The organism is Streptomyces sp. AcH 505, assembly GCF_000818175.1.
Taxonomy (GTDB): domain Bacteria; phylum Actinomycetota; class Actinomycetes; order Streptomycetales; family Streptomycetaceae; genus Streptomyces.
In genome coordinates this window covers 1,301,938-1,307,214 of the sequence record NZ_JTIY01000001.1, presented here as the reverse complement: position 1 = coordinate 1,307,214, position 5,277 = coordinate 1,301,938, and the positions used below count along the sequence as shown (strand labels likewise).

7 protein-coding genes are annotated in these 5,277 nt (G+C 70.0%); 1 reads left to right on the top strand and 6 read right to left on the bottom strand.

Annotated elements, in window-relative coordinates; translation table 11 throughout:
- Positions 1 to 118: 118 nt before the first annotated feature.
- Positions 119 to 847, bottom strand: coding sequence for a uridine kinase (locus HY68_RS05955; protein ID WP_241778482.1), 729 nt, complete (start codon positions 845 to 847; stop codon positions 119 to 121).
- Between the two features lie 31 nt (positions 848 to 878).
- Here HY68_RS05955 and HY68_RS05950 point away from each other — a divergent pair, with 31 nt between their 5' ends.
- Positions 879 to 1,280: a hypothetical protein gene (locus HY68_RS05950; RefSeq protein WP_041985237.1), complete on the top strand. Its 402-nt coding sequence runs from the start codon at positions 879 to 881 to the stop codon at positions 1,278 to 1,280.
- A gap of 2 nt (positions 1,281 to 1,282) precedes the next feature.
- Here the strand turns inward: HY68_RS05950 and HY68_RS05945 are convergent, their stop codons facing one another.
- The 5 genes from HY68_RS05945 to deoC form a co-directional block, all read right to left on the bottom strand.
- Positions 1,283 to 1,534, bottom strand: coding sequence for a type II toxin-antitoxin system RelE/ParE family toxin (locus HY68_RS05945; protein WP_041985236.1), 252 nt, complete (start codon positions 1,532 to 1,534; stop codon positions 1,283 to 1,285).
- Positions 1,531 to 1,824: a type II toxin-antitoxin system Phd/YefM family antitoxin gene (locus tag HY68_RS05940; RefSeq protein ID WP_241778481.1), complete on the bottom strand. Its 294-nt coding sequence runs from the start codon at positions 1,822 to 1,824 to the stop codon at positions 1,531 to 1,533. The genes HY68_RS05945 and HY68_RS05940 overlap by 4 nt, the downstream gene beginning before the upstream one ends.
- A 92-nt stretch (positions 1,825 to 1,916) precedes the next feature.
- Entirely contained in the window at positions 1,917 to 2,804 is an 888-nt protein-coding gene (locus HY68_RS05935; protein WP_041985235.1) for an aldehyde dehydrogenase family protein, read from the bottom strand.
- Positions 2,797 to 4,227, bottom strand: a complete 1,431-nt coding sequence (locus tag HY68_RS05930) for an aldehyde dehydrogenase family protein (protein ID WP_041985234.1) — start codon at positions 4,225 to 4,227, stop codon at positions 2,797 to 2,799. The genes HY68_RS05935 and HY68_RS05930 overlap by 8 nt, the downstream gene beginning before the upstream one ends.
- A gap of 1 nt (position 4,228) precedes the next feature.
- Positions 4,229 to 5,176, bottom strand: a complete 948-nt coding sequence (deoC, locus tag HY68_RS05925) for a deoxyribose-phosphate aldolase (RefSeq protein ID WP_041985233.1) — start codon at positions 5,174 to 5,176, stop codon at positions 4,229 to 4,231.
- Between the last annotated feature and the right edge of the window lie 101 nt (positions 5,177 to 5,277).

Here is a 5,277-nt window from a genome sequence, read left to right as displayed (position 1 = left end):
GGAAACAGGGGGGAAAGCGGGGGGAATCACGGGGGGCAGCACCGGGGGGTGCGACGGAGCCAGCCAGGCCGGGGGGTCTTGGCTGGCTCCGTTCATATGTCCCGGGAACGCGAAGGGGCTACGAAGAGACCGCGACGGAGCGGCCCCTGGCCGCCTCGGCTATCCGGCCCAGCGCCTCGGTACCCGCGCACGGATACGCGCCCAGCGCGGTCTGGCGCGCCACGATCGACCGCTCGGCGCGCATCAGCCGCCAGCCGCGCCGCAGCAGGAACGGCACCGACTTCCGCCCTTCGCGCAGATCCCGCAGCAGCCGGCGCCGGAACGTGGTCGAAGGCCGGCCGCGCAGACACAGCGCGTCGGCCAGCAGCCCGAGTTCGCCGCACCGGGCCACGATGTCGGCGGCGAAGATGCCCTCGGCGACGAAGAGCGGCGCACCGGCGGTGTCGAGCGTCTCCGTGTCCACCCGCGAGCTGGTCGCGATGGAGTAGACGGGAACGGTCGTACGACCCGTACGGCACAGCTCGGCCACCGCGGCGACGGCGGCCTCCGCGTCCCAGGACCGCACCGAGTCCCAGTCGATGTCCGCGCTGTCGGGGACCAGCGGAAGTGTCGGGTCGTCACCCTCCTTGTAGAAGTCGTCAAGACGCAGGATCGGCAGGCCCGTACGGGCGGCCAGGGACGACTTCCCCGACCCCGAGGGGCCGGCGAGCAGCACGACAAGGGGCAGGGCGGTTTGGGAGCTCACGGGACACCAGTCTGCGGCATGCGCCCGCGGAAGGGATCCCCGGGGACCGATACGGCCGATGAAGTGGTACGGGGAGTCACCCTCAACTACGCTTCGTGTCATTCCGCTCACCCCCGGCCAGGCAGGACATCTCATGGCACGTCACGCAGCCCGCACCTCCCCGCGCCGCACTCTGCTGCGCGCCGGACTCACCGTCACAGCCGCGGGCGCCGCGCTCGGCCTGGCAGGCACGGCCGCCCAGGCCGCGGCCGCCGACACGGACGCACCCCTGCTCGCCGGCGCCGGCACGGCGGCCACCCAGGGCCTGACCGGCGCGCTCACCCACTCGACGACGGGCGCGGTCTCCCCGCTGACCACCCTGCAGCTCGACCCGCTGGCGAACACGGGCGTCGACCCGCTGGACAACGCGGTCGGCACGCAGGTGGCCGACTTCAAACCGCTGTCGACGGCCCTGGTCACCGACCCGGTCACCAACGGCGGCGCCCTCCAGGACCTCCCGGTCGTCGGCCGGGCGACGGGCCTGCTCCCCGGCTGAGGTCAGGGGACGCGGCCGAGGTGAACGACGGCGATCCGGATCTGCTGCCGGTGGATCTCGTAGATGAGTCGGTAGCGGCCGCAGTGGATGCGCCGCACATCGCCGGAGCCGTATGCGTAGGCGCCCGGCGGCTGAGGGTTCTCGCCCAGTAGATCCGCTGCTGCGAAAACCTGACGTAATCCTTCGGGATCCTGCTTCATGAAGCGTGTCGCCGCTTCGAGGGCGACGGTCTCCCAGATCACCTCGTAGCTCATGGGGCCGTCAGCCCGAGCATGCGCTTGACCTCTTCGTGACTCACGAACTCGGCAGTGCCGTCCTCCACGCGATTGCGGTACTCGGCCAGTGCACGCGCGTCCTCAAGGTCCTCCAGATCGTGCGCGTTGATCAGGACGGCTGCCACGTGCCCGTGGTCCGTGATCGCGATCCGTTCGTGGGAGTGCGCCACGCGGCGAACCAGTGTGCCCAACTTTGCGCGGGCGTCGGTCATGGTGAATTCGCTTATCCTGGCGGGCTCAGGGCCGTCCAGGATGGGTGCTTCGCTCATGCGGGAAGTGTAATCTTGCGTACGCTACTGCACGACAAAAACGGCCCGCGTTCCCCCAAACGAGGGAACGCGGGCCGTCGTTACGTTTTCGCTCAGTACGACGAGCCCGAGGCGCCCAGGGCGCCGGTCGGGTGCCAGACCGTCTTCGTCTCCAGGAACGCCGTCATCCGGTGGGTGCCCGGGTCGCTCAGCCAGTCCTCGGCGGCCGGGCGCAGCACGCGCTTGAGGTTGTCCGCCGCCGCGATCTCCAGCTCCTTCGCGAGCGTCTCGTCCGCGCCCGCCAGGTCGATCGCGTTGACGTCCTGATGCGCCGCCAGGGGCGCCGCCAGCTCCGCCGTCCTGCCGGACAGTACGTTGACCACGCCGCCCGGGACGTCGGACGTCGCCAGCACCTCGCCGAGCGACAGCGCCGGCAGCGGCGCGCGCTCGCTCGCGATCACGAGCGCCGTGTTGCCCGTCGCGATCACCGGCGCCAGCACCGAGACCAGGCCAAGGAACGACGAGTCCTGCGGGGCCAGCACCGTGACCACACCGGTCGGTTCGGGCGTGGACAGGTTGAAGAACGGACCCGCGACCGGGTTCGCCCCGCCCACGATCTGGCCGATCTTGTCCGTCCAGCCCGCGTACCAGACCCAGCGGTCGATCGTCGCGTCCACCACAGCGGTGGCCTTCGGCTTCGACAGGCCCTCCGCCTCGGCGACCTCCCGTACGAACTGGTCCCTGCGGCCCTCCAGCATCTCCGCGACCCGGTACAGCACCTGACCGCGGTTGTACGCGGTCGCGCCCGACCAGCCGCCGAACGCCTTGCGCGCCGCCACGACCGCGTCACGCGCGTCCTTGCGGGACGACTGCGGCGCGTTCGCCAGCCACCTGTCCTTGGAGTCCGTCACCTCGTACACCCGGCCGCTCTCGCTGCGCGGGAACTTGCCCCCGACGTACAGCTTGTAGGTCTTGAAGACGGTCAGTCGTGACTCAGACATCTAGGTACGCCTCCAGGCCGTGCCGACCGCCCTCGCGGCCATGGCCCGACTCCTTGTAACCGCCGAAGGGCGACGCCGGATCGAACTTGTTGAACGTGTTGGCCCAGACGACGCCCGCCCGCAGCTTGTTCGCGACCGCGAGGATCCGCGAACCCTTCTCCGTCCAGACACCGGCGGACAGCCCGTACTGGCTGTTGTTGGCCTTCGCCACCGCCTCGTCCGGCGTACGGAACGACAGCACCGACAGCACGGGACCGAAGATCTCGTCCCGCGCGATCGTGTGCGCCTGCGTGACGTTCGTGAACAGCGTCGGCGCGAACCAGTAACCCGACGACGGCAGTTCGCACTCCGGCGACCAGCGCTCCGCGCCCTCCGCCTCGCCCTGCTCCGTCAGCGCCCTGATCCTGGCCAGCTGCTCGGCGGAGTTGATCGCGCCGAGGTCGGTGTTCTTGTCCAGCGGGTCGCCCACGCGCAGCGTGGACAGCCGGCGCTTCAGCGAGTCCAGCAACTCCTCCTGGACCGACTCCTGTACGAGCAGCCGCGACCCGGCGCAGCAGACCTGGCCCTGGTTGAAGAAGATGCCCGTGACGATGCCCTCGACCGCCTGGTCGATCGGCGCGTCGTCGAAGACGATGTTCGCGCCCTTGCCGCCCAGTTCGAGCGTGGCCTTCTTGCGCGTGCCCGCGATCTGCCGGGCGATGGCCTTGCCGACGGCAGTCGACCCGGTGAAGGCGACCTTGTCGACGTCCGGGTGCTCGACCAGCGCGGCGCCGGCGCCGCCGTCACCCGTCACGATGTTCACGACGCCCTTGGGCAGGCCCGCCTGCCGGCAGACGTCGGCGAAGAACAGCGCGCTGAGCGGAGTCGTCTCGGCGGGCTTCAGCACCACCGTGTTGCCGGTGGCCAGCGCGGGCGCGATCTTCCACGCGAGCATCAGCAGCGGGAAGTTCCACGGGATGATCTGCCCCGCGACGCCCAGCGGGCGCGGGTCCGGACCGTACCCGGCATGGTCCAGCTTGTCGGCCCAGCCCGCGTGGTAGAAGAAGTGCGCGGCGACCTGGGGCAGGTCGAAGTCGCGGGTCTCCTTGATCGGCTTGCCGTTGTCCAGCGTCTCCAGGACCGCCAGTTCGCGCGAGCGCTCCTGGATGATCCGGGCGATCCGGAACAGATACTTCGCGCGCTCGGCGCCCGGCAGCACCGACCACTTCTCGAACGCCTTGCGGGCGGCCCGTACCGCCCGGTCCACGTCGGCAGCCCCGGCCAGCGCGACCTCGGACAGGACTTCCTCGGTGGCCGGGCTGACGGTCTTGAAGACCTTGCCGTCCGCCGCCTCCGTGAACTCGCCGTCGATGAACAGGCCGTAGCTCGGCGCGATGTCGACGACGGAGCGGGACTCGGGTGCGGGTGCGTACTCGAATGCCATGTCAGTCCACCGTCACGTAGTCGGGGCCGGAGTACCGGCCGGTCGCCAGCTTCTGACGCTGCATCAGCAGATCGTTCAGCAGGCTGGAGGCGCCGAAGCGGAACCAGTGGTTGTCCAGCCAGTCCGCGCCCGCGGTCTCGTTGACCAGCACCAGGAACTTGATCGCGTCCTTGCTGGTACGGATGCCGCCGGCCGGCTTCACCCCGATCTGCACCCCGGTCTGCGCCCGGAAGTCGCGCACGGCCTCCAGCATCAGCAGCGTGTTCGCTGGGGTGGCGTTGACGCCGACCTTGCCGGTGGACGTCTTGATGAAGTCGGCCCCCGCGATCATGCCGAGCCAGGAGGCGCGGCGGATGTTGTCGTACGTCGACAGCTCGCCGGTCTCGAAGATCACCTTGAGCCTGGCGGCTCCCGCGGCCTCCTTGACGGCCCTGATCTCCTCGTACACCTTCAGGAAGTGCCCGGCGAGGAACGCGCCACGGTCGATGACCATGTCGATCTCGTCGGCGCCCGCGGCGACGGCGTCGCGCGTGTCCGCGAGCTTCACTTCGAGCGAGGCGCGGCCTGCGGGGAACGCGGTGGCGACGGAGGCGACCTTCACGCCGGACCCCTTGAGCGCGGCTGCGGCTGTCGCCGCCATGTCCGGATAGACACAGAGCGCGGCGGTTCTGGGGGCGGTGCGGTCGGTGGGGTCGGGGTTCATCGCCTTGCCGGCGAGCGAGCGGACTTTACCGGCGGTGTCGGAGCCTTCGAGCGTCGTCAGGTCGATCATCGAGATGGCGAGGTCGATGGCGTAGGCCTTGGCCGTGGTCTTGACGGAACGCGTACCGAGCGATGCGGCGCGGGCTTCGAGACCGACGGCGTCGACGCCGGGGAGCCCGTGCAGGAAGCGGCGCAGCGAGCTGTCGGACGCGGTCACGTCGGCGAATGGGGGTGCGGGTGGCGGCATGGTCACCACCCGAGCATATCTACGCGCGTAGCGGAATGTATAGGGGGGTGTTGGTTGCGGGTCTTGGTTGCGGTGGTTGCCGGGTGTCGTTCCGGGGTCGT

What these genes read in the sequence shown, in the direction of transcription:
- HY68_RS05950 (WP_041985237.1), top strand. Translation starts at nt 879, where the DNA reads ATGGCACGTCACGCAGCCCGCACCTCCCCGCGCCGCACTCTGCTGCGC.
- HY68_RS05935 (WP_041985235.1), bottom strand. Translation starts at nt 2,804, where the DNA reads ATGTCTGAGTCACGACTGACCGTCTTCAAGACCTACAAGCTGTACGTC.
- HY68_RS05945 (WP_041985236.1), bottom strand. Translation starts at nt 1,534, where the DNA reads ATGAGCTACGAGGTGATCTGGGAGACCGTCGCCCTCGAAGCGGCGACA.
- HY68_RS05930 (WP_041985234.1), bottom strand. Translation starts at nt 4,227, where the DNA reads ATGGCATTCGAGTACGCACCCGCACCCGAGTCCCGCTCCGTCGTCGAC.
- HY68_RS05940 (WP_241778481.1), bottom strand. Translation starts at nt 1,824, where the DNA reads ATGAGCGAAGCACCCATCCTGGACGGCCCTGAGCCCGCCAGGATAAGC.
- HY68_RS05955 (WP_241778482.1), bottom strand. Translation starts at nt 847, where the DNA reads ATGACACGAAGCGTAGTTGAGGGTGACTCCCCGTACCACTTCATCGGC.
- deoC (WP_041985233.1), bottom strand. Translation starts at nt 5,176, where the DNA reads ATGCCGCCACCCGCACCCCCATTCGCCGACGTGACCGCGTCCGACAGC.